Consider the following 23842-nt stretch of genomic DNA (forward strand, 5'->3'; position numbering starts at 1 on the left):
TCGCAATCCAGGAGTTACAACGCAAACTAGCGCCCCGCTCCCCCAGAATCAGAGGGTTGCCCCTCTACCATGTAATCAACATCGGGCCGGCCTGAGGTGCCGGACACCTTAGTTGTTTCAACTTTCACTACCTTCAAGTATCCAAGGCGCTCAAGACGCACTTTGGATTGTTCTATACGCGCAGAGGAAGCCAAAGCTGACTCCATCTGACGCAGTTCACGCCGCAAGACTTCATCTGCGGTGCGAGTGTTCCCGCGAAAACTAATACGTCGCACATAAGTGCGCTTTCCCGGATCAATAAAGAAGGTAATTTTTACTGTACTTTCTTCTTCATTGGCCTCAGGAACACCATTCACTTCGGCAAAAGCGTAACCTTTGTTGCCCAAGCGTTTAGCAATATAGTCTGAAGTGGTCGTTACCCTCGCTTGGGAGAACCGCTGACCTTCTCGCACCAATAGCAGGCGGTTGATTTCCTCCTCCGCTACTATCGGGTTTCCAGCAATTTCCACCTCACTAACCGTGTAAACACCACCCTCAACCACGTTAATGGTAATGAATACACTCTTCTTGTCCGGCCCTAGAGATACCTGAGCCGAATCAATCTGAAAATCAAGATATCCACGATCCAGGTAATAGGACTTTAAGCGCTCCAAATCACCAGTGAGTTTCTCACTAGAATACTTATCATCACTGCGCAGCCAAGAGAGCCAACCAGTAGTTTTAAGCTCAAAAACCTCTTCCAGCTCTTTATCAGAAAAGGCACGATTTCCTACGACATTAATATGTTTAATCGCAGCAACAGCCCCTTCATCGACAGCAACCCGCAGTTCAACCTGGTTGCGCGGCAGCTCCTTGAGCTCCGCTTTAACACTGGCGCCATATCGACCCTGCGCCACGTACTGGCGTTCAAACTCCTGGGTCAACCCCCTGAGGGTCGAACGCTTTAGGATCTGGCCTTCGGCGAAACCGTATTCCTTCATCGCCTTCAGTAGATCCTCAGTGGCAATCACCTTGTTCCCGGCTATATCTATCTTTGATATAGCCGGTCGTTCTCTCACGGTAATAACAAGAACGCTGTTTTCGTGGCCAATCTGAATATCTTCAAAAAAACCAGTGCGAAACAATACTCGGGTTGCATCCTGAATTTCGACTGGCTCAACTTCGTCACCTACCCGAATCGGAAGTGCTGAAAAAACTGTACCTGCAGAAACCCGCTGTAACCCGTCTACTCGAATATCGCTGAGAACGAACGACTGTGCCAAAGCGCTGAGAGGCAGCACCAGGCCCAGAAAGATCGCTTTCAGCAAATACTTCATACCGCTTCCGAGTCGCTTTTACTCACAACAAAATCGTGCCAAGACAAAACGTCTCACACGTATAAAAATCTCACCCACATTATCAGCCCGGAAAAAAGCCAATCCAGGGCACTACAAACGTAAAATATCGTTGTACAGAGCCAGCCCCATAATGCAGAGCACCAGGGCCATGCCCACTTGTAAACCAATCACCTGCACCCTCTCTGACACAGGGGACCCCTTGATCGCCTCAATACCGTAGTAAAGGAGGTGACCACCATCGAGTACCGGGATAGGCAACAGATTGAGTACACCAAGACTAATACTGAGCAACGCCAGCAATGACAGGAAAGACTGCCATCCCGCTTCCGCGGAAGTACCCGCCACTTTAGCAATGGTAATGGGGCCACTCAAGTTTTTGGTCGAAAGTTGACCAAATAATAGTTTCTTCAAGCTATTCAGGGTAAAGACTGTTTTATCCCAGGTCTCCTGCAAGCCCTTAACTAAAGCGCCACCCACCCCATAGTGGTAAATCCGTACTCGATCATCCGGCCAAGTCTCTGATACCGGCTGCACTCCGACCTGCCCTATGGTTTCACCACTATCCAGCTTGATCTCCGCCGGTGTTACGGACACCGTCAGCAGTTCGCCTCCACGCTCGACAGTGATATCCATTGGAACACCAGCGCGGGCTCTCACATAATCGGTCCAGCTTTGAAAAGATGAAAAGTCACGGCCATCGGTCGAGACAATCTTGTCTCCAGCCTTGAGTCCAGCTGAGGCTGCCGGGCTCCCCTCCACCACATTATGAAGAGTCATACTCACCGGTGGAGTCCACAGCTGCAGACCAATCTCCCCGAGCGGATCGGGAACTTCGCGGCCGGCAAGCCAGCGATTGATATCCGCCACCATATGGTATTCAAGGTTGGAATCCGGATAGCGAACAGAGAATTCTATGGTGCCGCTGTCACCCAAACGGTTGGCAAGGCGCCAATTAAGGGCCTGCCAGGTGGGAGTGGCCTCGCCATCGACAGCCACAATTTCCTGCCCGGGCTCGAGCCCTGCCGACGCAGCAATACTCCCGGGCTCAACGGATTTCACAATAGGCACCGGGCCCGCTGTTCCACCGAGGAACACCGCCCAGAAAAAGACAACTGCCAGAAGAAAGTTAGCGGCAGGGCCGGCAGCGGCAATCGCCATCCTCGCCCATACGCTCTTGCGGTTAAACGCCTGATCCAGCTCTTCAGCCGCTACAGGCCCCTCGCGCTCATCGAGCATTTTTACGTAACCACCGAGGGGGATAGCGGAAATAGTGAATTCGGTACCGTGGCGATCATAGCGGGAGATCAACCGGCGGCCGAACCCCACAGAAAAGCGCAGCACCTTAACACCACATAGACGTGCTACAAGAAAGTGCCCAAACTCGTGGAAAGATACCAGTACACCGAGAGCCACCAAGGCCCAGATTACCGTCTGAATTAGATCCATACTCAGCTACAACTTCTTGTCATACGCAATTTAGCGGCCATTATACGCCGGGCAATGTGTTTAGAGGGCGGCAAGCGCCTGCTTGGCCAGTTCTCGCGCATTGAAATCAATGGCTTCGACTGCCTCGAGTCCCGACAGTTCAACAACGGGAGCCCTATTCATCACTTTTTCTATCACCAATGCAATATCAGTAAATGCTAGACGCCCCTCCAGGAAGGCTTCTACTGCAATTTCATTCGCTGCATTTAAGACTGTTGGAGCACTTTTTCCCTCATTAACAGCCTCTCGCGCCAAACGCAGACAAGGAAAACGATTAAAATCCGGGGCCTCAAAATCCAGCCTGCCTTGCGCAATCAGATCCAAAGCTGGTACCCCTGCATCAATGCGCAGGGGAAAAGCCAGGGCATGGGCGATAGGCGTGCGCATATCCGGATTACCCATCTGCGCCAGTAAAGAGCCATCCCGGTACTGTACCATCGAGTGAATAATACTCTGGGGGTGCACGACTATCTCAATCTGCTCAGGGCGCGCATTAAACAAATAGCACGCTTCTATAAATTCGAGCCCTTTATTCATCATTGTGGCGGAGTCAACAGAGATCTTCCGGCCCATCGACCAATTGGGGTGTGCACAAGCTTCATCCGGCGTCACCTCCCCCAACTCATTCGCAGCCCGTGTGCGAAATGGCCCGCCCGAACCCGTAAGCAGTATTTTTTCCACGCCCGCAGCTTCGAGATCCTCACAGGGGAATGGCAAACATTGAAAGATTGCATTGTGCTCACTATCAATCGGCAACAGTTGCGCACCACTCTTATTCAAGGCCCTCTGAAATATTGGGCCCGCCATAACAAGCGCCTCCTTGTTCGCCAGTAACACTTTCCTGCCCGCGTCTACTGCCGCCAAGGTTGGGCGCAATCCCGCAGCCCCTACAATCGCCGCCATGACTGTATCGACCAGAGTATCGGAGGCAACACGACACAAACCCTCCACCCCACTTAGGACTTCCGTATCCACTTCATCGCCAAGCAGTACTCGCAACTCTTCAGCTCGCGCCTCATCGACAACAACAGCATATTGAGGCTTAAACCGCCGACACTGCTGAGCAAGGTCGGCAACCCTTTCACGGGCGGTAAGGGCAAAAACAGAATATTTTTCCGGGTGTCGCGCCAACACATCCAGGGTGCTCACGCCGATCGAACCAGTGGAGCCGAGAACGGTAATTTGTTGCGGGGGAATTACTTGCATAGGCCCTTTTCGTACCTCTGATAGCAATATTGCTGCCACCAAACAATTGCACGCCCAGCATTAAGCTGGGCGCTAGCGAATAAAACACAAAACTGGAGCGGAAACGCCTCTACAAGTATTTCGGCAGCTCGCTCGCTAGTGCGGCCATCGTAAACACTGGAAGAGCCGCGGAAAGGCTATCTATCCGATCGAGGATGCCACCGTGCCCCGGTAACATATGACTACTGTCCTTAATCCCTCTGTGCCTCTTAAACATGCTCTCCACCAGGTCCCCAATAACTGAAGCCAGTGCAGTAACCAAGACACCAAAAGTGAACAAGACAGTATTTTTCAGTGGAAGCTCAAATAGGTAGGAAGTTACGAGAGCCAAAATCAAGCAAGCACCCAGGCCACCGAAAAAGCCCTCCCAGGACTTGCCCGGACTAACTTCTCTAGCCAACTTCCGCTTACCAAACTTGCGGCCGACAAAATAAGCACCGACATCCGCCGCTGCAACGATCGCCACCACATAAAGAACCAGCCAGGCTCCGTGATCCAAGCCCCGCAAAACTACCAGTGACAACCAGGTTGGAACTAACACAACAAGGCCTATCAGGCCGCGTACCCACCGGTTGCCCCACAGAGCAGCACTGGACGGGTAGCTCTGCACCCACAAGAAAGCGAGCGCCCACCAACCACAGGCCACGGCCAGAATCTGGCGGCCGCGATCGATATCTGGATCATCAAAACTCATTGAAAAGACGTATTGAGCCGTGACCATTAGGGTTAACCCTAATGCGGCCAAAAAAACGAAGCGCAAGGCTCGATTCAAATTCGAGAGGTTGGCCCACTCCCAGCCCGCCAGCAAGATAACCGCCACAAATATCAGTGAAAACCACTGCATTGGAAGTAAAAACAATACCCCCATAAACAGTGCCAATAGCACCAAAGCAGTAATTATTCTTTGTTTTAGCACCGCAAACCCCTTTGTTAGTAACTTGACCACTCTGTCTGGATACTCTGTACAGATCAAGAGCGTGTCGGCAAAGATTTCCAACCAATTTGTATCGCAAGCCTGGCGCCGCAGACTTGCCCGGATCACGCCTGAGCGATCGCGTCATCCCCCTCCGCGCGACCGCCGAAGCGGCGATCACGTAACTCATATTCTGCGATAGCCTTATCCAGTTCGGCTTCGTCAAAGTCGGGCCAAAGCGTATCAGTAAAATAGAATTCACTGTAAGCGGCCTGCCAGAGGATAAAGTTGCTAATACGCTGCTCACCGCTGGAGCGGATCAAAAGGTCTACCGGTGGCAGATCTTGAAGCCGTACGTACTTACCAAGTACATCCTCAGTAATCGACTCTGGGGAGCGCGTACCATCGGCAACCTCTTGAGCCAATCTACGGGCCGCCTGAGCTATATCCCAGCGCCCGCCGTAATCAGCAGCAATTATCAGGTCGCCCTCAGTCCCTTCGCGGGTGATATCTTCCGCTTCGGCTATAGCGCGCTGCAAGCGAGGAGAAAATCGGTCCCGTCGACCAATAACTCTCAGGCGAACCCCCTCCTCCCGCATCCGCCGGGCCTCTTTGCGCAAATAGGAATTAAACAGGCTCATCAGCAGCTCGACCTCCTTCGGAGGGCGCTGCCAATTCTCGCTGGAGAAGGCGAACAGAGTAAGCGCTTTAACGCCGCGGGCTTTACAAGCTGAAAGCAGGTCGCGGATACGCTCGACACCGGCCTTGTGGCCGGCTGAAGGGGAAAGGCCCTTTCGGGCAGCCCAGCGCCCATTGCCATCCATAATAATGGCGATGTGACGTGGGCCGGGAGCATGTAGCTCGGTACCACCGATGCTCATTAAATTTCCATCAGGTCTTTTTCTTTCGCTGCCAGTGCTTTGTCCACATCAGCGACAAACTGATCGGTAATTTTCTGAATGTCGTCACTTGCGCGGCGCTCATCGTCCTCAGAAATTTCCTTATCCTTGACCAGTGACTTCACGTCAGCCAGCGCATCGCGACGAATATTGCGAATGGAAACCCGTGCGGTCTCTGCCTCACTTTTTGCCTGGCGAGTGAAGTTCTTGCGAGTCTCTTCGGTCAGCATAGGCATTGGAATACGGATAACCGCACCAGCTGTGCTGGGGTTGAGGCCCAAATCGGACTTCATAATGGCCTTTTCAATATCCGGGACCAGATTTTTCTCCCAGGGAGTTACGGAGAGAGTGCGCGCATCCTCAACAGTAACATTGGCAACCTGAGATAACGGAGTATCAGAACCGTAATAGGAGACGTGGATGCCATCGAGAATACTCGGGTGTGCACGGCCGGTGCGAATCTTGTTGAAATTTCCAGCCAGGGCATCAAGTGCCTTACCCATACGAGCTTTCGCGTCTGTTTTTATATCTTCAATCACGATTTCACTTCCTCTTCAATTAAGGTGCCTTCCACGCCGCCAACCACAATATTTAACAGCGCCCCGCTTTTATCCATGCGGAATACACGTACAGGCATATTGTGCTCGCGACACAGGCAGATAGCGGTCAAATCCATCACGCCGAGCTTCTTGTCGAGAACCTCATCGTAAGTCAACTGGTCATAGCGAGTTGCTGTCGGGTCGAGTTTGGGATCAGCAGAGTAGACGCCATCGACCTTGGTCGCCTTCAAAACCAATTCGGCTTCAATTTCGATACCACGCAGGCAAGCTGCAGAATCAGTGGTAAAGAAAGGGTTGCCGGTACCGGCAGCAAAAATCAGAACTTCGCCACGCTCCAGGTAGCGAATAGCCGCACGGCGATCGTAGTGATCGACAATACCGCTCATTTGAATCGAGGACATCACTCTCGAGGAGATGTCAGATCTTTCCAGGGCATCGCGCAACGCCAGGGCATTCATCACCGTAGCGAGCATCCCCATGTGGTCACCAGTTACACGATCGAGGCCGGCCGCACTCAGCGCAGCGCCACGGAACAGGTTACCACCGCCAACAACCAGGCCCACCTGGACCCCGATACCAACCAGCTGCCCAATTTCCAGGGCCATTTTGTCCAGCACCTTGGGACTGATACCGAAACCCTGATCACCCATCAGCTCTTCGCCGCTGAGCTTTAACAAAATTCTCTTATACTTGCGGTCTTTAATACCGGGCATTCGTTAGTCCCCTTCAATGTACCTGTTAGTGGCCAGGCCTTGCCGCTGAACATTACAACAATTTCAGTCATTTACACAGAGGGGTGCTCCACTGTGGGCAAGAAACCCCAGCGGAAGCACCCCACTGCGATTGAGTGCCCGAGGGCACCCAATAATATGCGATTAAGAAGAGGACTTAACCTGGGCCGCAACTTCCGCTGCGAAATCCACCTCTTCCTTCTCGATACCTTCACCCACTTCGTAGCGAACAAAGGAAACCACATCGGCACCGGCATCTTTAACCAGTTTGCCAATGCTTACGTCCGGGTTCTTAACAAAAGGCTGCTCTACCAAGCTGTTCTCTTTCAGGAACTTCTTGATGCGGCCACCCATCATTTTCTCTACGATTTCAGCCGGCTTGCCTTCCATATCCGGCTGAGCCTTGATGATGTCCTTTTCTTTTTCCAGGACGTCAGCAGGCATATCTTCCGGCTTGTTCACCTGCGGGTTAACCGCAGTCACGTGCATGGCAACATCTTTAGCCAGCTCGATCTCTCCACCGCTCAGAGCTACCAGGGCAGCGATGCGGTTGTTGGAGTGAACGTAAGCACCTACAACTGGGGCTTCAACCAGCTCGATACGACGCACGCCGATGTTCTCACCGATTTTCTGAACCAGTGCTTCACGAGCAGTTTCCAGCTCGCCTTCCATCAGGGCAGCTACGTCTTGCTGGCGATCGGCAAATGCCTTCTCCACAACCTTGGCAACAAACGCCTGGAAGTTTTCATCGCGAGCAACGAAGTCAGTCTCGGAGTTCACTTCAACCAGTACGCCGTAGCTGCCGTCTTCTGCAACTTTAGCGGCAACAACGCCGTCAGCAGCGGTGCGGCCAGCTTTCTTGGCGGCCTTCAGGCCGGAGGCTTTGCGCAGGTCTTCAATCGCCTTTTCGATGTCGCCATCAGCAGCCGTCAGAGCTTTCTTACACTCCATCATCGGCAGGCCGGTACGCTCGCGCAGTTCTTTTACCATAGACGCGGTAATCGCCATGATTCAATCCTCGGGGTTCTGTCACTAAAAATTAGAAAAAAGGGGCCGTAATTCGGGCCCCTTTTTGAGTTCGCAGTGTAAAACGACTGTGTTACACCACTTAGCCCTGCAAATTACTCTGCAGCGGCTTCGTCATCGTTAGCTTCGACGTACTCGTCCTTCGCAACGGTGTTACCAGCCTCTGCAGCGCCAGCAAGTACTGCGTCGGCTACAGCTGTGGTGTACAGCTTGATTGCGCGGATAGCGTCGTCGTTACCGGGGATCACGTAATCAACACCAGCGGGATCGCTGTTGGTGTCAACAACACCGATTACGGGGATACCCAGCTTGTTAGCTTCCTGGATAGCGATGCGCTCGTGCTCAACGTCGATTACGAAGATCGCGTCAGGCAGGCCACCCATATCCTTGATACCACCGATGGAGCGCTCAAGCTTATCCATGGCGCGGGTACGCATCAGAGCTTCTTTCTTGGTCAGCTTCTCGAAAGTACCGTCCTGAGACTGGGCTTCCAGCTCACGGAAACGCTTGATGGAAGCGCGGATGGTTTTGTAGTTGGTGAGCATACCACCCAGCCAGCGGTTGCTGACGTAAGGCTGGCCACAACGCTCTGCCTGCTCTTTAATAGACTTCTGTGCAGCACGCTTGGTGCCAACGAACATAATCTTTTTCTTTTGAGCAGTCATGCCCTTGATGATCTGCAGGGCTTCGTTGAAAGCCGGTACAGTGTGCTCAAGGTTGATGATGTGAATCTTGTTGCGGGCACCAAAGATGAATTGACCCATCTTCGGGTTCCAGTAGCGGGTCTGGTGACCAAAGTGAACACCAGCCTGCAGCATATCGCGCATACTTACTTGCGGCATAATAAACCTCTATATATACGGGTTAGTCCTCCACGTATCCCATGCGTCAACCCCTTTCAGGGCACCCAGACACATGTGTCGATGCGTGTGCGGCTTTTACTCGCCCAGAGAGCATCCCCAGGCGGCGCGCTTTATACCACAAGTGCATTCCATAGTGAAGAATTGGCACCGATTTCGCGCAAATGATCACGCCGCAATGCTATTGGCGAGACGCCTGGGCCATCCTTGCGCCAATAGCGGCAAAATGTGTCCTACAGCCAGCAATCCGCTACAATAGCCCGCCTCTTGGGCGCTACCCGCCCCAACCCAGAAACAAAGGATACGCATGACCTCAGCCATTAAGACCCCAGAACAAATCGCCAAGATGCGCACCGCAGGCCGCCTCGCCGCAGAGGTGCTGGAAATGATTGGCGAGTATGTCGTTCCAGGAGTCACAACCGAAGAACTGGATCGACGCTGCCACGAACACATCGTGAAAGTACAGAAAGCGATCCCGGCCTGCCTCGGTTATCGCGGCTTCCCAAAGTCTATTTGTACCTCCGTTAACGAAGTGGTCTGTCACGGCATCCCCTCCGAGAGCAAAATTCTCAAAAAGGGCGACATCATCAATATCGATGTGACTGTTATCAAAGATGGCTGGTACGGTGACACCAGCAAGATGTTCTTTGCCGGCAAGCCCGCCGCCCACGCTGAACGCCTGGTACAAATCACCCAGGAGTGCATGTACAAGGCCATCGAAATTGTCCGCCCCGGCACTACCCTCGGCGATATTGGCCACGTCATCCAACAGCACGCTGAGAAAAACTATTACTCAGTGGTACGCGACTTCTGCGGACACGGCATCGGCGACGTCTTCCATGAAGACCCACAAATTCTTCACTACGGCCAACCGGGAACTGGGGAAGTACTCAAAGAGGGCATGACCTTCACCATTGAACCCATGATTAACGCAGGCAAAGCGGCCACGCGAGTGTTGGGAGATGGCTGGACTGCGGTAACCAAGGACCGCCGCCTCTCCGCTCAATGGGAACACACCATGGCAGTGACTAGCGACGGCGTAGAAGTGCTCACAGCACGCAGCGAGGAGAACTTCTAAAGCCGTACTGACGGGCCGCGAGGAATAAGTGCATTACTCGCGGCACTACAGTAGCGGATCTCCGCAAACCGAACCCAAGCCGCTCCCCACCTGCGGCAGCCCAAGAGCCAAACGGACTTCCCATGCAGCCGGTCAGCCCTCCCTATTTTGAACGCCCCCTGTTTTTCTTTGATCAGTCCCGTTTTCGCAGGGATTTAAGCTCCGGCGACAAACCCACTCTGGAGATATTCAAAGATGCTGTCGGCGCAGCCGAACGGCAAATGGCAGAGCGTTTTCGCGAGGGAGAGGACGTTGTCACGCTGGTACACGAGCGAGCCTTGTTTATAGACTGCCTTCTGCATTACGCCTGGCACCAGTTCGAGTGGAGAGACGGTATCGGGCTTCTCGCTGTGGGCGGATACGGGCGCGGAGAGCTGCACCCCCACTCCGATATCGATTTACTCATCCTCTCCAGCGATCACCCAACCCCGGATACCATCGACAACATAGAGCGCCTGGTAGCCTTTTTATGGGACCTGGGCTTGGATATCGGCCACTCTGTACGAAATATCGAGGAGTGCCTGGAGTTGGCCGCGAAGGACATCACCGTGGCCACCAACCTCACCGAATCCCGCACAGTTGTCGGCGACAGCACTGTTGGCGAGCAACTAACTGCACAAATGGAACACAAAAGGCTATGGCCTACCGAAGAATTCTTCAAAGCCAAGCTCGCCGAACAGAAAAAGCGGCACAGCAATCAGCAGGCTGCTGAATATATTCTTGAGCCCAATATTAAGAACTCTCCCGGGGGCCTGCGGGATATCCAGACAATTGCCTGGGTTGCCAAATATTTTTTCCAAGTGCGCACCCTAAAGCAACTGCAGGGCAAGGCATTTTTTACCGAGGAAGAGTTCGCCATATTACAGTCCGGGGAAACCTTCCTCTGGCGTGTGCGCTACGGCTTGCACCTGCTCGCCGGCCGCGCGGAAGAGCGACTGCTGTTTGACTACCAAAGAGAACTGGCGAAGCAATTCGGTTATGTGGATAGTGACACCCAGCTCGCCGTTGAGCAGTTTATGCACAACTACTACCGCATCGTGATGGCACTGCAGGAATTGAACGATGTACTTCTCCAATATCTCGGCGAAGCCATCCTTCAGCGCAAAGGCAGCCAGCTGGTCATTCCGCTAAATGAGCGATTCCAGCTGCGCGACGGCAATATTGAGGTTACCCACCCCCAGGTATTTAATCAGGAGCCCTCGGCCCTGCTCGAGATCTTCGTGCTGATGGCCAACAACCCGGATATTAGCGGGGTACGGGCCTCCACCATCCGCCTGATTCGCGAGCACCGACACCTGATCGACGACCAGTTCCGCGCAGATCCGAAAAATACCCAGTTGTTTATGCAGCTGCTTCGCTCACCCCGGGGCTTGTCGACCCAGCTATCCCGAATGACCCGCTACCGCATTCTCGGGCGATACCTACCAGAATTTGGGCAGGTAACCGGGCAAATGCAGCACGACTTATTCCATATCTACACCGTGGATGCCCACACCTTGCAAGTTGTGCGCAATATGCGCAGCTTCCGGAGCCCCGAGGCGCGGGAAAAATTCCCGATTGCAGCGGAAATTCTCGAGCGCATGCGCCAACCGGAACTGCTGTATATTGCCGGTCTCTACCACGATATCGCCAAAGGACGCGGTGGCGACCACTCCAAACTGGGCGTTGTGGATGCAGCGGAATTCTGCCAGCGCCACCACCTGCCCGCCCGCGACCGGCGTCTGGTTTGCTGGCTTGTAGAAAAGCATCTATTGATGAGCCAGGTTTCACAGAAGCAGGACATCAGTGATCCCGAAGTCGTGCACGCTTTCGCCCGTGAAATGGGTGACCGCGAACATCTGGACTACCTGTACGCCCTCACAGTCGCAGATATCAATGCCACCAACCCGGAACTCTGGAACAGCTGGCGGGCCAGCTTGATGCGCCAGCTCTACCAAGCCACCCGGCACGCCCTGCGCCGAGGCCTGGAAAACCCTATCGACCGAGAAGAAATTATCGAGGAAACCCGCTGCCAGGCAATGGAAAAACTGGACGCTATGGGACTTCCGCAAGTTTCGGTGGAAAATATCTGGGCGCAAATGGGGGATGATTATTTTGTTCGCGAGACCGCTGACAATATCACCTGGCACACTTCGGCCATCCACGATCTGCACAGCAGCCCCGACACCAGCCAAAAAGACACCCTGGTTTTAACGCGAAACTCGGGGCCCGGCGAGCACGATGGCGCTACCCAAGTTTTTGTCTACACGCCTGATAGAGCCAACGTATTTGCCGCAGCGGTTACCGGGCTGGATATGCTCAACCTGAACGTTCACGATGCGCGCCTGTACAATTCTGCCTCCGGTTATACGCTGGATACTTTTTACGTGCTGGATGAAGCGGGCCAACCGCTACTGGACGAACCCCAGCGCCTAGCGCAGATTCGCGACACGCTACAGCAGGAATTGGCCCTGGTTGAGGACTACTCAAAGATCATTCAGCGACGTACGCCCCGCCGCCTTAAAATGTTTGAATTGAAGAGCCAGGCTCATCTCTCCACTGAGCCCGGCGATCATTACAGCACCCTGGAAATTACCAGTGCCGATAGACCCGGCTTGCTGGCCCGCATCGCGCGAATTTTTATTTCCCACGATCTGCGCCTGCACAATGCAAAAATTTCGACACTCGGCGAACGAGTCGAAGATATTTTTCATATTACCGACGCCGAGGGATCACCACTTACCGACATCGAGGCCAACGGCGCACTGGAAAAAGCCATTTGCCTGGAACTGAACAACCAAGACGCCTAACCGAAAAAACGCCCGAGGCCCGCTCACGACCATGAACCCAAATCTGGAACAGCTGCAGCCCTACCCATTCACCAAGCTGCAAGCCCTGAAAGAGGGCCTCCAAGCGGCGGACAAACCGCATATTGCACTGTCCATCGGTGAGCCCAAGCATGCGCCACCGGAGTTTGTCAGTGCAGAACTAGTTCGACACCTGGACAAGCTTGCCGCCTACCCACTGACCAAGGGAATCGAGCCCCTGCGGCAGGCGATCGCCGATTGGCTGAGCCAGCGTTTTCAGCTCTCCAATGTGAGCGCAGATAGCCAGGTGCTGCCGGTGAACGGGACCCGGGAAGCACTTTTTGCATTCGCCCAGGCGACCGTTTCCGCAGGCAGCAAAGTCCTGATGCCCAATCCCTTCTACCAGATCTATGAGGGCGCGGCCCTTCTCGCCGGGGCGCAGCCGCACTTTATTAACTGTGTGGCAGAAAACCAATTCAAACCAGATTTCACCTCGGTTCCGGAATCGGTTTGGCAGCAATGCGAATTGCTTTACCTCTGCTCTCCCAGCAACCCCACCGGCGCTCTTCTCGAAGCTGAAGGTTTTAAACAGCTGATAGAGAAGGCAGACCGCTACGATTTCACCATCGCCTCCGATGAGTGTTATTCGGAGCTTTATTTTGACGAGTCATCACCGCCGGTAGGACTATTACAGGCCTGCGAGGAAATGGGGCGAACAGACTTTCGCCGCTGTGTAGTATTCCACAGCCTATCAAAGCGCTCGAACTTACCCGGGCTTCGTTCGGGCTTCGTCGCCGGTGATGCCGATCTGCTGAAAAAGTTTTTGCTCTATCGAACTTACCACGGCTGCGCCATGCCGCTGCCCAATCAATATGCTTCGATCGCAGCCTGGCAGGATGAGGAACACGTCCGCCAGAATCGCGCGCTTTACAGTGAAAAGTTTTCTTCAGTTCTCGAAATTCTCGACGGCTGCCTAGAGGTACAACAGCCACAGGCAAGCTTTTATCTGTGGCCCAAGGTCGGGGATGGTGAGCGTTTTGCCAGGGAACTCTACGAGGCGCAAAATATCACGGTACTTCCCGGTGCATTTCTCGCCCGCGATAGCATCGGCTTGAACCCCGGTCGCGAGTATGTGCGCCTGGCACTGGTAGCAACACTGCAAGAGTGCATCGAAGCTGCACACCGCATAAAGGCATTTTGCAGGTAAGGCCAACCCACTTTTCAAGAACAACTGACAACTCGAGCACATACAGGAACTTCACGCCCAGGCATATCTTAACAATGGCAGTAAAAAATCTACTCAAGCAAGAGCGCGTTACTTATATTTTGCAGCGCCTGGAGGAACTCTACCCGGAAACTCCCGTTCCTCTCGATCACAAAGACTCCTATACCCTGTTGGTTGCGGTACTCCTATCCGCGCAGTGCACCGATGAGCGTGTCAACCAGATAACCCCTGCGCTCTGGCAGCTGGCAGACAACCCCAGCGATATGGCGCAGGTCCCAGTAGAGGAGATCCAAAAAGTCATTCGCCCCTGTGGCCTCTCCCCGCAAAAATCCAAAGCCATCAGCAAGCTCTCGCAGATCCTGATCAGCGAATACCACGGCGAAGTGCCCGAGAATATGGCCGCGCTGGAGACCCTACCCGGGGTCGGACACAAGACGGCGAGCGTGGTTATGTCACAGGCTTTTGGGCACCCGGCGTTTCCCGTCGATACTCACATTCACAGATTGGCCCAACGCTGGGGCCTGACGAATGGCAAAAATGTCACCCAGACGGAAAAAGACCTGAAGCGGCTGTTCCCAAGAGACAAGTGGAATAAATTGCACCTGCAGATTATTTTCTACGGTCGCGAGTTCTGCTCTGCACGGGGCTGCGACGGCACCGTCTGTGAAATCTGCACAACCTGCTACCCCAACCGTAAAAACCCCAAGAAAACCAAAAAGGCGTAACCGTGATTACTCTGTACGGCATTAAAAACTGTGACACCGTAAAAAAAGCCCGCAAATGGCTGGAGAAAAATGGAGTCGATTATCGCTTTCACGATTTTCGCGTAGACGGCATGGAAGATGTCCCCCTTCAAGCATGGCTGGATAAATTTGGCTGGCAAGAGGTCCTGAATCGCCGCTCAACGAGCTGGCGTGAACTGAGCGATGAACAGAAAAACGAAATGGACAATGCACTCGCCTTAGATCTGGCCAGTGCGACCCCTACCTTAATCAAACGCCCGGTCACCACCACCTCAAAGGAAACCCTTTTCGGTTTTAAAGAGGCGACCTTCGAACAACTGCAAAGCTAGTCGAATTAGGAGAAAACCACCATGAGCAATATTTACAGCATCGGTTTTGGTGTCGGCACCTGTAACAGCAAGGGCGACTGGCTCGAAGTTTACTACCCCAAACCCCTGTTTAAACCTAGCGCAGAAATCGCTAACGCGGTTACTGAAACTCTCGGCGTGGCAGAGGGAAATCACAGTCTGCCTCTGGACTCCACCCAACTACAGAAATTAGCCGATGCTCTCCACAGTGCAGGCGCCGCTGACCAGGCGGAAATCCTGCAGCAATTCGCCAATTCCCAAAGACCACTCGCAGTAGTTATTTTGGCTACTGACGAAGCCCCGCAGTCCGTGCCGGAGGCCTACCTAAAGCTACATCTTCTCTCCCACCGCCTGGTAAAACCCCACGAGACCAAACTCGACGGTATTTTTGGCAAGCTGGTTAATGTCGCTTGGACCAACCAGGGAGCCATTGATCTCGAGGAATTACCGCAGCGACAACTGGATGCAAGACTCAAAGGTGAATACCTGGATGTCTCCTGCGTGGATAAATTCCCCAAAATGACCAACTACGTAGTACCGGCTGGGGTTCGTATCGCACACACCGCTCGAGTGCGCCTGGGCGCATACCTTGGGGAAGGCACCACAATCATGCACGAGGGCTTTGTTAACTTTAATGCTGGCACCGAAGGGCCCGGTATGATTGAAGGCCGTATTTCCGCCGGGGTATTTGTCGGCGCCGGTTCCGATCTCGGTGGCAGCAGCTCCACCATGGGCACGCTTTCCGGCGGCGGGAATATCGTTATCTCGGTAGGCGATAACTGCCTGCTCGGCGCTAATGCCGGCATCGGCATTCCCCTTGGCGACCGCTGCACAGTAGAAGCGGGGCTCTACATTACCGCTGGAACTAAAATCGCACTGCTCGATGACAGCGGCAAGCTGGTAGAGCACATCAAGGCCAGAGACCTGGCCGGAAAATCCGATTTACTATTCCGCCGCAACTCCACTAATGGTGCAGTGGAATGTCTCACCAACAAGAGTGCTATCGAGCTCAATGAAGCTCTACACAGCAATTAAAATTGCACGGTGCGGAACTTCAGTTCCGCACCGATGCACCCCACCCCTCTAGCCGCTTCTTTGCGGCCCATCTCCCTATACAAGGAAAGCCCAAGTGACTCCCACCCTCCAACTCGCTTTCGACCTGATTCGCCGCCGCTCTGTTACCCCAGAAGATGCGGGCTGTATGGACCTTATGATCCAGCGCCTGGAAAAAATAGGATTCCAGGTAACAAAATTGCGCAGAGACGACACCGATAATTTTTGGGCTGTACGCGATGGCTCTAGTGAAGGCTCCCTACTCGCCTTTGCCGGACACACCGATGTCGTACCCACAGGCCCAGAAGAAAACTGGAGCTGCCCCCCCTTCGAGCCTGAAATTCGCGACGGTTTTCTATATGGCCGCGGTGCGGCGGACATGAAGGGTTCCCTGGCAGCCATGGTGGTTGCCTGTGAGGAGTTCGTTGCGGCACACCCAGACCACAGTGGTCGCATAGCATTTCTGATCACCAGCGACGAGGAGGGCCCCGCAACAAACGGCACCGTTAAGGTTGTCGAGTGGCTCGAGGAGCAGAGAGAAAAGATTGACTGCTGTATCGTCGGCGAGCCATCCAGTAGTGAACGGGTTGGCGATATTATAAAAAATGGGCGCAGGGGCTCACTCGGCCTGGAACTAAAAGTTCTCGGCACCCAAGGCCATGTAGCCTACCCTCACTTGGCCGAGAATCCGATACATACCCTGGCCCCTGCTCTCGCTGAACTCGCTGCCGAAGAGTGGGACCAGGGGAATGAATTCTTCCCCGCAACCAGCTTCCAGGTTTCCAATATCAATGGCGGCACCGGCGCAACCAATGTTATTCCCGGCGAAGTGGATTTACTCTGCAACTGGCGTTTTTCCACTGAATTAACCGCCGAAGACCTTGAGACTCGGGCCCGCGCAATCCTGGATAAGCACAACCTCAAGTACGAGGCGAATTTTAAATTATCCGGATTGCCTTTTCTCACTGCCGCAGGCCCACTGGTTCAGGCAACTCAGCAGGCAATTCTCACCATCACCGGGGAAAAAACGGAGCTATCGACCGCCGGCGGCACTTCCGATGGCCGCTTTATTGCCCCTACCGGAGCCCAGGTCGTAGAACTGGGACCGGTAAATGCCACTATTCATAAAGTGGACGAAAGGGTTGAGGCCGACCACCTGAATATCCTCAAAGATATTTATCGGGAAGTCTTAAAAGAGCTACTCACTTAAATTAATCCGACTCAACCTAGAGGCTCGAAAAGGGCGAAAAATCAAAATATTCTTTTGAGAGGCCCCAGTTTTCATGGCTGGGGCAGTAAAACTCCAACAGGTTTATCTTGCCAAAAACTGGCTACCTCTTGAATATTACTATTCAGCGTATTTGCCAACTCTGCCAATACAACACCCCATTGCTCCAGACCGTGCAGGGTGGCTCGGGCCGACACAATTTATCGAGAGCAACAGCTGTCGCCAAGTTGGATTAGACTACTAAATGAGTTGCGGCGGGGATACTTAGTGAATCGCGCCGACGACCACCAACCGCTCACTGATTCTCGAGTCGCGCGGCTCCTGCCACCAACTCGAGCCCTCGAGAAAGACGCCATGAAAAGCGTAATCAAGTTGGACCCGCACAACCCAAGTGGCGAAGGCCTTGAGTCCTGGGCTGTCATCCCTCCCTCTTTTCTTACCGGCCCGACACCTATCCAGCGAGGGTATAAAGCCTTTGAGCGCAACGGCCTCTGCACTGGGACCTGGGATTGCTCTGGCGGAAGCAGCACAGGGCTCAATCCCTATCCGCTCTTTGAGTTCATGCTTCTGATCGAGGGCCACGTCGGCATTATCGACGAAACAGGACACAAAGAAGTTATCTCTGCTGGAGAGCCATTTTTCCTCCCGCAAGGCCTTAATTGCGCATGGGACTGGCCGGTATACTACCGCAAGTACTTTATCAATTTATTCAATGATGAGTATCCTGCAGAGACTGATCCGTCTAAGCTGAGTGTCGTGCGCCCGCTTCCAAATATTTCAGAAGACAACTACAGAGAGACCAGTCTCAGCGCTCTAGAGCCACACCAGGCCCGGCATCTGGCATACGAGTCTGGTGATGGCAGGATCCAGGTCGGCACATTAATATCCGGCCCTTGTCGTTGCGATATCACAGATTTCAGTCGGAGCGAGCTGATATGTATGCTGGAGGGGTCGGTACGGGTCACAACGTCAAACAGCTAAGAGACCTTCCACGCCGGCGACAGCTTCTTCGTACCATTGAATGCCCCGGTAGGGTGGCACGCCGACAAACCTTTTCGCGCATTCTTTTGCGCAGTCTGGCCCTGAGCATCAATGGATTACATCGATGACTGTCCTTATCTTTGGCGGCTCAGGAAACGTCGGCCGGGCCCTCATTCCGATCTTGTATGCGAGTGGGGCAAAGATCCGGGTCGCCACACGATCGACTGCCTATGCCGCAAGTCTCCCCGATGATATTGATACAGTTATTGCCGATATGGACGACCCTGCCACCCTGAGGCCCGCATTTAAGGGGGTTGAGAGTGCATTTCTACTCATCGCAAATAGCCCCAAGGAGACCCAGCAAGGCCTCTCCACGCTGGCGATAGCCGCTGAATCCCCCCCAGGCACATCGTTTATCTATCGAGCGATCTTGCAGTTCGCGCACCGATGGTTCCCCATGCGGGTGGAAAATTCGCCATTGAAACAGCGTTGCGAGCAAGTGGGATCGCGCACACGATACTACGGCCCACCTACTTCGCTCAGAATGATCTTGTTCAGAAGGATGTGATCACTGCAGGTGCTTATACAACGCCGTTGGGGCCCCACCCGGTTGCACGCATTGATATCCGTGATGTTGCGCTCGCAGCAGCGTCAGCACTCTTAGACATAAGGGCGAAGAACGAAGTATTTCTTTTGTCGAGTTTGGATGCCCCTAACGGCAATGAAACCGCCGCACTCTGGTCTATAGCACTTGGGCACGCCGTCATCTACCCTGACCTAACGCCGGAAGAATTTGCCAACAGCATCGAAACCATTGTGCCTCCGTGGCTGAATTTCGATCTTCTGATCATGCATCGCTGGTTCAAAACAAACGGCCATCCAATCCATCAGGAAGATCTCGAGGCTCAAGCCGCACTTTTGCCGCAGGGTCCGCGAAGCTATCGAAGTTTCGTAGAGGAAACGGCTAACACATGGCAGAGTGAAACCTAAAGCCACCAAGTACCGTAGCTCACCTCCTTTTCAATACAGTCGCTATTATCGTAGTGGTAGGTCGCCCTTTGTGCCGTTAGCCCAATACACACCCAGGTCCCATTAGTACCGTGCCCACCAGAATTGTGGTTACCGAATTAGAACCCGAAAAACTACTATTCACACAGTGTAACGAAATGGTTGGGGTCGACCAGTTTGATACTTTCAAAGATATTTATCGGAAAGTATTAACAGAGCTACCATTTCGATTAACTTGGCTTAGTTTGCGCGCTCAAAAAAGGAGAAAGTATAAAGTTTGCTTTTGACTTGCCCCAGCTTTCCTCACTGGGAAAGTAAAACTCCAAAAGGTTTATACGCCAAATAAACTGACTATCCTCTCAATATAGCAACTCAACGTATTTTTCCCATAAGATATCCTCCCTTCGTTATGCTCCATCCAATAATAAAAAACGAGCTCACTGACTATGGAAAGGCTTATAACATTTATCACTGCCGGATTTATCGCGATTCTGACACTTCCAACCCACTCTATTGAAAGTGAGCAATTCCAAAAGTTTAGCTATGAAGACATATTTGACCTGGAATACGCTGAGGATCCACAGTTTAGTCCCAACGGCGATAGTATTTACTACACCCGTAATTCAGTAGATGAAGTATCGGACAGTAGACGCGCTAATATTTGGCAAATAACTACTGATGGGAAACTTCACCGCCAGCTAACCTTTGGCAATTTTTTGAATCACTCGCCTCGATTATCCCCAAACGGAAATAATCTTGCTTTCATAAGTACTAGCAGTGGCAGCCCTCAGATTCACATTCTTGAACTCAACAACGGCCAAAACCACCAAATTAGCCAACTGACAATGCCTCCCTCGAATCTTCAGTGGTCGCCAGATGGCATGCAAATCGCCTTCACTACGTTTGTACCAGAAAGTGAAAAGCTTCCGTTCCAGGTTCCCACACCCCCTAAAAAAGCAAAATGGGCACCTACTCCGAAGTTTATTGACCGTAATATTTATCGTATTGACTCCCTGGGTTACTTGCAAAAAGGATACGCTCAGATTTTTGTAGTTTCTCTAGAGGGCAACAAACCACATCAACTTACCAGCGGCAAACACAATCGCATAGACAGCTTCGCCTGGAGCGCAAATGGCGATTCAATTTATTTCTCTGCAAACATACATTTAGACCAAGAAATTGAACTATTAAATTCAGATATATATAGAGTCGAAATTAAAAATCAAGAAGTTAAACAGATTACAGAAAGATTTGGGCCCGACTACTTCCCGCAAATTTCTCCCGACGGCACAAAGCTTGCCTACCTGGGCTTTGACGATCAGCGTCTGGGGTATCACCAGGATTCGCTATATATAATGGAGCTGAATAGCGGAGGTTCTTATAGAATTGAAACAGTAGAAGATCGGAGCATTTCAAGTTTTAAATGGCTGGAGGACAGTAACCGCATCGCATATAGTTATGACGACTACGGCTCCACAAAAATAGTGATCCAAAAATTAGGCGGCGAGAAAAGCCTAATAACAAGTGATGCCGGCGGATCATCACTCGCGTTTCCCGGCCGACCATTTTACAGGGTAAATTTTGCAGTTTCCAAGAATGCAGATATAGCTTACCTCCAAGCCAACGCACAACGTCCTGCTGAGTTAGCATTTATTCACAACGGCAAGATTCGCACACTTACCGATTTAAACGGCGAGCTGATCCGCAGGCGTGAAATGGCCAAAGTAAAAGAGATTAATTTCAAATCCAGATTTGATAATCGCAACATCCAAGGATGGATCGCTTATCCACCTAATTTCAATAGAATGAAAAAATACCCACTATTGTTACAAATCCACGGAGGTCCATTTTATAACTACGGTCCAAGATTCGCCGCAGAAGTGCAGCTATATGCTGCAGCTGGCTATGTAGTTCTATACACCAACCCCCGAGGCTCTACTAGTTACGGCCATGAATTTGCCAACTTAATTCATCACAATTATCCAGGTCAAGATTACGATGACCTGATATCTGGGGTCGATGCCGTGATTGCACAGGAGTATATAGATGAAGATCAGCTATTTGCGACTGGTGGTAGCGGCGGGGGCACATTGACAGCTTGGCTCATTGGCAAGACAAATCGCTTTCGTGCTGCTGTAGCGGCGAAGCCTATCATAAATTGGGAAAGCTTCGTATTAACTTCTGACTTTTCTAGCTATTTCACCAAATACTGGTTCTCTGCACCCCCTTGGGAGCAACCTGAAGAATATCGCCGGCGTTCTCCCTTAACCTATGTAGGTAATATTACTACCCCTACCATGCTTTTGACTGGAGAGGAGGACTACCGGACTCCAATCTCTGAAACCGAGCAGTTCTACCAAGCATTAAAACTAAACAAAGTAGATACAGCAATGGTACGCTTGCCCAATGCCTCCCACGATATTGCTCGCAAACCAAGCCAGTTGATAACTAAAGTTGCATCTATTCTCTACTGGTTCGAGCATCATAAACCTGACCCAAATAGTCCGGAATTAGCTAATAACTAGATATCTTGCAGAAAAATTGCTTGCTCCTGAAGATATCGATATAGACCACTGCAGTAAACATACAAGTTAACTTCAGCTATGAAGATATCTCTAACCTAGAATGCGCAAACAGCTCTCAGCTCATCAGAGACCAAAAACTTAGGCATCCTCTACGGCATTTATCGTGAAAGTTTAAAAATGGCAATTACTTAATTTTTTTCGACATGGGCCTAACTCATTAAAAGGACAGAATTTTTGAACCTGCTTTTAAGAAGCCCCAGCTATACCACTGGAGCAATAAGGTTTCAGAAGGTTTATCCGCCAAATAAACTGACTATCCCTTCAATACTACAATTCAGCGTATTTATCTCCTCTGTTGACACCCCTTCGGTATGCTGCATCTAATAATAAAAAGGAGCTCACGGACCATGGATAGGTTTATAAAGTTTATCGCTGCGGCAGTTATTGCAAGCCCGGCATTTTCCACCCACGCAAATACAAATGAACATTCACCCAATTTTAGCTACGAGGATATTTCCGACCTGGAGTACGCCAGCGACCCACAGTTTGGCACTAACGATAAAAATATTTATTACGTGCGCAACTCCCTGAACAAAATGGCAGATACCACAAGGGCAAACCTCTGGTATATCAGCGATGATGGCAAAGATCATCGCCCCTTAACTTCGGGAGATTTTCACGACCACTCGCCACATCTATCTCCAGATGGAAAAACCATTGCCTTTATCAGCGACAGGAGTGGAAAGCCCCAGATACATTTATTGTGGCTGGATAATGGTAAAAGTGAGCAAATTTCCCATCTACCCAAAGCCCCATCAAATATCCAGTGGTCACACGATGGTCAGCATATCGCCTTCACCATGTTCGTGCCCGAGAGCAAACCGCTGCCAGTAGAGCTTCCCACACCACCAGAAGGGGGCGAGTGGGAGGAAACACCTCAGTTTATCGACAAGAGCTTATATCGCATTGAGGGCCAGGGATACTTAGAGCAGGGCAATTCACAGGTTTTCATGATTTCTCGTGAAGGAGGTACTCCCCGCCAGCTCACCAGTAGGGACTACGAGCACAATAGCCAACTCAGCTGGGGCAAAAATAATAAGGCCATTTACTTTTCAGCAAATCGCCACCCAAATCATGAAATTGAACTGCTGGATTCAGAAATTTACAAGGTAAATATCGACGATGGGAATATTGAGCAAGTAACCGAAAGATTTGGCCCCGATTTTCAACCTCAAATCTCACCCAACGGAAGAAAGCTAGCATATTTAGGCTTTGAAGATCAGCGGTTTTCCTACCACCAAAACACTTTGCGAGTGATCGACCTCGCTAGTGGAAAAAACCAGCTAATAAAAACTGCCAGCGATCGTAGCGTTTCCGATTTTCAGTGGCTCGCTGACAGTATGCATATTGCTTACAGCTATGACGATCATGGCTCAACCAAAATTGCCATTAAGAAAATTGGCGGAATGGAAACCTTGATAGCGGATGACGCCGGTGGACTGACACTAGGCGCGCCCTATAGTTTTTCAGATTTTGCTGTCTCCAAACATGGAAACGTAGTTTATACACAAACCACACCTCAAATTCCCGCAGAACTTGCAATTTCTCGTGGCGGCAAGATAAAAACTCTCACGGCGATCAACAGTGATTTGATACCTCTACGCAATATGGCCCATGTGGAAGAGATCAACTATAAATCCAGCTTCGATGGTCGCAATATCCAGGGCTGGATAGCCTACCCCCCCAAATTTCGACCCCCAAAATAAATACCCC

General features: G+C 51.8%; 21 protein-coding genes and 1 pseudogene. 12 read left to right on the forward strand and 10 right to left on the reverse strand.

Annotated features, from left to right (window positions below):
- Nucleotides 1–26 precede the first annotated feature (26 nt).
- The 9 genes from bamA to rpsB all read right to left on the reverse strand — a co-directional run bounded on the left by bamA (nt 27) and on the right by rpsB (nt 9038).
- Nucleotides 27–1316 (reverse strand): outer membrane protein assembly factor BamA, encoded by a 1290-nt coding sequence (bamA, locus tag ACJJIZ_RS18130; RefSeq protein WP_444914367.1) that lies wholly within the window; start codon nt 1314–1316, stop codon nt 27–29.
- A gap of 111 nt (nt 1317–1427) precedes the next feature.
- On the reverse strand, nt 1428–2783 hold the full coding sequence (gene rseP, locus ACJJIZ_RS18135) for an RIP metalloprotease RseP (RefSeq protein ID WP_444914368.1): 1356 nt from the start codon (nt 2781–2783) through the stop codon (nt 1428–1430).
- Nucleotides 2784–2843: 60 nt separating this feature from the next.
- Nucleotides 2844–4028 carry a 1-deoxy-D-xylulose-5-phosphate reductoisomerase gene (gene ispC / locus ACJJIZ_RS18140; protein WP_444914369.1) on the reverse strand — a complete coding sequence of 395 codons (1185 nt, stop codon included), beginning with the start codon at nt 4026–4028 and terminating at the stop codon, nt 2844–2846.
- A 109-nt stretch (nt 4029–4137) separates the two neighbouring features.
- Complete coding sequence (locus tag ACJJIZ_RS18145) at nt 4138–4983, reverse strand: phosphatidate cytidylyltransferase (protein WP_444914370.1); 846 nt, start codon at nt 4981–4983, stop codon at nt 4138–4140.
- A 122-nt stretch (nt 4984–5105) separates the two neighbouring features.
- The gene (gene uppS / locus ACJJIZ_RS18150; protein ID WP_444896534.1) at nt 5106–5861 is read right to left on the reverse strand and encodes a polyprenyl diphosphate synthase; all 756 of its coding nucleotides are present in this window, start codon (nt 5859–5861) and stop codon (nt 5106–5108) included.
- A complete protein-coding gene (frr, locus tag ACJJIZ_RS18155) occupies nt 5861–6418 on the reverse strand; it encodes a ribosome recycling factor (protein ID WP_282933674.1) in 558 nt (185 codons plus the stop codon). The genes uppS and frr overlap by 1 nt, the downstream gene beginning before the upstream one ends.
- Nucleotides 6415–7152 carry a UMP kinase gene (gene pyrH, locus ACJJIZ_RS18160; protein WP_282933675.1) on the reverse strand — a complete coding sequence of 246 codons (738 nt, stop codon included), beginning with the start codon at nt 7150–7152 and terminating at the stop codon, nt 6415–6417. The genes frr and pyrH overlap by 4 nt, the downstream gene beginning before the upstream one ends.
- Nucleotides 7153–7314: 162 nt before the next feature.
- Nucleotides 7315–8178 carry a translation elongation factor Ts gene (gene tsf, locus ACJJIZ_RS18165; RefSeq protein ID WP_282933676.1) on the reverse strand — a complete coding sequence of 288 codons (864 nt, stop codon included), beginning with the start codon at nt 8176–8178 and terminating at the stop codon, nt 7315–7317.
- 113 nt (nt 8179–8291) lie between these two features.
- Complete coding sequence (gene rpsB / locus ACJJIZ_RS18170) at nt 8292–9038, reverse strand: 30S ribosomal protein S2 (RefSeq protein WP_282933677.1); 747 nt, start codon at nt 9036–9038, stop codon at nt 8292–8294.
- Nucleotides 9039–9363: 325 nt separating this feature from the next.
- Here rpsB and map point away from each other — a divergent pair, with 325 nt between their 5' ends.
- From map to dapE, 7 genes are all read left to right on the forward strand, one after another.
- Nucleotides 9364–10134, forward strand: a complete 771-nt coding sequence (gene map, locus ACJJIZ_RS18175) for a type I methionyl aminopeptidase (RefSeq protein ID WP_282933678.1) — start codon at nt 9364–9366, stop codon at nt 10132–10134.
- A gap of 122 nt (nt 10135–10256) precedes the next feature.
- Nucleotides 10257–12962, forward strand: a complete 2706-nt coding sequence (locus ACJJIZ_RS18180) for a [protein-PII] uridylyltransferase (RefSeq protein ID WP_444914371.1) — start codon at nt 10257–10259, stop codon at nt 12960–12962.
- 31 nt (nt 12963–12993) lie between these two features.
- On the forward strand, nt 12994–14166 hold the full coding sequence (gene dapC / locus ACJJIZ_RS18185) for a succinyldiaminopimelate transaminase (RefSeq protein WP_444914372.1): 1173 nt from the start codon (nt 12994–12996) through the stop codon (nt 14164–14166).
- 74 nt (nt 14167–14240) lie between these two features.
- Nucleotides 14241–14909: an endonuclease III gene (gene nth / locus ACJJIZ_RS18190; RefSeq protein ID WP_444914373.1), complete on the forward strand. Its 669-nt coding sequence runs from the start codon at nt 14241–14243 to the stop codon at nt 14907–14909.
- A 2-nt stretch (nt 14910–14911) separates the two neighbouring features.
- Nucleotides 14912–15256, forward strand: coding sequence for an ArsC family reductase (locus ACJJIZ_RS18195; protein ID WP_108734022.1), 345 nt, complete (start codon nt 14912–14914; stop codon nt 15254–15256).
- Between the two features lie 21 nt (nt 15257–15277).
- Nucleotides 15278–16309 carry a 2,3,4,5-tetrahydropyridine-2,6-dicarboxylate N-succinyltransferase gene (dapD, locus tag ACJJIZ_RS18200; protein WP_444893179.1) on the forward strand — a complete coding sequence of 344 codons (1032 nt, stop codon included), beginning with the start codon at nt 15278–15280 and terminating at the stop codon, nt 16307–16309.
- Nucleotides 16310–16403: 94 nt separating this feature from the next.
- A complete protein-coding gene (dapE, locus tag ACJJIZ_RS18205) occupies nt 16404–17537 on the forward strand; it encodes a succinyl-diaminopimelate desuccinylase (protein ID WP_444914374.1) in 1134 nt (377 codons plus the stop codon).
- 71 nt (nt 17538–17608) lie between these two features.
- Here dapE and ACJJIZ_RS18210 read toward each other — a convergent pair whose 3' ends face one another.
- The gene (locus tag ACJJIZ_RS18210; protein WP_444914375.1) at nt 17609–17752 is read right to left on the reverse strand and encodes a hypothetical protein; all 144 of its coding nucleotides are present in this window, start codon (nt 17750–17752) and stop codon (nt 17609–17611) included.
- A gap of 157 nt (nt 17753–17909) precedes the next feature.
- Between ACJJIZ_RS18210 and ACJJIZ_RS18215 the strand changes: the two genes are divergently transcribed.
- The 5 genes and pseudogenes from ACJJIZ_RS18215 (at nt 17910) to ACJJIZ_RS18235 (ending at nt 23835) form a co-directional block, all read left to right on the forward strand.
- Nucleotides 17910–18536, forward strand: coding sequence for a cupin domain-containing protein (locus ACJJIZ_RS18215; RefSeq protein ID WP_444914376.1), 627 nt, complete (start codon nt 17910–17912; stop codon nt 18534–18536).
- 124 nt (nt 18537–18660) lie between these two features.
- Nucleotides 18661–18870: pseudogene (locus ACJJIZ_RS18220) on the forward strand (SDR family oxidoreductase); the annotation flags it as partial.
- 113 nt (nt 18871–18983) lie between these two features.
- Nucleotides 18984–19526: an NmrA family NAD(P)-binding protein gene (locus ACJJIZ_RS18225; protein ID WP_444914377.1), complete on the forward strand. Its 543-nt coding sequence runs from the start codon at nt 18984–18986 to the stop codon at nt 19524–19526.
- A 464-nt stretch (nt 19527–19990) separates the two neighbouring features.
- Entirely contained in the window at nt 19991–22069 is a 2079-nt protein-coding gene (locus ACJJIZ_RS18230) for a S9 family peptidase (RefSeq protein WP_444914378.1), read from the forward strand.
- Between the two features lie 407 nt (nt 22070–22476).
- Nucleotides 22477–23835, forward strand: coding sequence for a TolB family protein (locus ACJJIZ_RS18235; RefSeq protein ID WP_444914379.1), 1359 nt, complete (start codon nt 22477–22479; stop codon nt 23833–23835).
- The last annotated feature ends 7 nt before the right edge of the window (nt 23836–23842 follow it).

This window comes from Microbulbifer maximicatervae (SeqCode), assembly GCF_052467225.1.